General features: G+C 68.7%; 1 protein-coding gene and 1 pseudogene. Both read left to right on the forward strand.

The features are described 5' to 3' along the window. Positions 1 to 83: 83 nt before the first annotated feature. Positions 84 to 443, forward strand: a pseudogene (locus tag ACVCAH_RS37795) (transposase); the annotation flags it as partial. A 953-nt stretch (positions 444 to 1,396) separates the two neighbouring features. Further along, the gene (locus ACVCAH_RS37800) at positions 1,397 to 1,609 is read left to right on the forward strand and encodes a transposase (RefSeq protein WP_447140997.1); all 213 of its coding nucleotides are present in this window, start codon (positions 1,397 to 1,399) and stop codon (positions 1,607 to 1,609) included. The last annotated feature ends 32 nt before the right edge of the window (positions 1,610 to 1,641 follow it).

Raw genomic sequence — 1,641 nt, forward strand, 5'->3', positions numbered from 1 at the left:
GGAGGCTGTCGCACAGCTTTCGATCTTCAGTTGTCAAGAGTTGCCGCTGGCCTTCCAACCACAGTGGATGATCATGTCGTGCCGTGGCATACAACTTCATCTCCTGCAGCCTGGATGGCCCATCGCTGTCGCGCCATGACCTGCGTGGGTGGCTGCCGCCGCAGCATCTGTGCTGGCAGGTCCTGAATGTCGTCGGTGAGCTCGACCTGTCGGCGTTTTTGCGGAGCTACCGCGCCGACGGCCAAGGCGCGGCGGCGTATCCACCGCAGGTGTTGCTGAGCTTGGTGCTGTACTGCTACTGCAAGGGCGTGCGCTCGTCGCGCAGGATCGAGGCGGCCTGCCTCGACGACGTGGGTTGCCGGATCATTACCGGCAACCAGCACATTGACCATGCCACCGTCGCGCGGTTCCTGCGCCGTCACCGCGAGGGTCTGAAGGCGCTGTTCGTGCAGGTCCTGGCGTTATGCGCCCAGCGTGGGCTGGTGGACCTGTCCGCGGTGGCGGTGGACGGCTCGCCGATGCAGGCGGCCGCCGCCCGCTCAACCAACCGCAGCCTCCACGCCCTGGAGACCATGATCGCCGATGGCGAAGCCGAGATTGACCAGTTGACGGGTGACACGGACGATCCAGCAGACGCCGCACACAGCACCCAGCACACCGCCGCCGGCAACTGCCTGCGGCGGCTGTCCCGGCTCGGCGACCGCCTGGCGCGAGCCCGGATGGCCCGGGACAAGCTCCATGAGCGCGCGCTGCCCTCAGCCGGCGAGATCCGGATCAAGGTCGAGGCCGCCGAGCGGATGGTGGCCAGGGCCGCCCAGCGCCTGGCCCAGGTCACCGCCGCCCAGCAGCAGCGGCTGGCCGACTACGCCCGCCGGAGCCTGCAGGACCAGACCGCAGGACGGCGGCGCGCCAACGGACGCCCACCGGTTGCGATCGAGGCCAAGGCCAGGGTCGTCCGGCAGCAGACCCGGCTGGCCAGGGCGCAGGCCGGGCTGCACCGTGCGCTCAACCCCCGGCCGATCCCGTCTGCGGCGGCCAGGGCCTCACTCACCGATCCGGCGTCGCGGCTCATGCTCGGCAAGCACGGCGGCTACGTGCAGGGCTACAACGTGCAGATCGCCTGCTCCCGCAACCAGGTCCTCCTCGCGATCGAGCTGCACGACAACCCGTCCGACACCACCGCCCTGATCCCGCTCATCAGACGTGCTCAGCACAACTGCGCGACCGCAGGGCTGACCAGCGACGTCGCGGCGTGGCTGGCCGACAGCGGATACGCCAGCACCGCGAACTTCACCGCCTGGCCGATCTCCCGCTGCTCGTGTCGCTCACCAAGGAGTACGACCAAACCAGGGCCACCACGCCACCCAGCCACGACGTCCCCGCCGGCCACCGCGACATGGCCGCCCGACTGGCATCCACCGAAGGCAAGCAGCTCTACGCCCGCCGCGGCGCCCTCGTCGAACCCGGCTTCGCCCAGCTGTTCCAACGGTTCGGACGCCGCCTACACCACCGCGGCACCAGCGACGTCGACGCCGAGATCAAACTACTGGGCGCCGTGCACAACCTGAACAAGATCTTTCGTCACGACGCCAGACGGAAGACGGCTTGACAGCTGAAGATCGAAAGCTGTGCGACAGCCTC

It is taken from the genome of Micromonospora sp. LZ34, from assembly GCF_052981855.1.

Excerpts from the sequence above, each read along its gene's own strand:
- ACVCAH_RS37800 (WP_447140997.1), top strand. The coding sequence starts at position 1,397 with ATGGCCGCCCGACTGGCATCCACCGAAGGCAAGCAGCTCTACGCCCGC.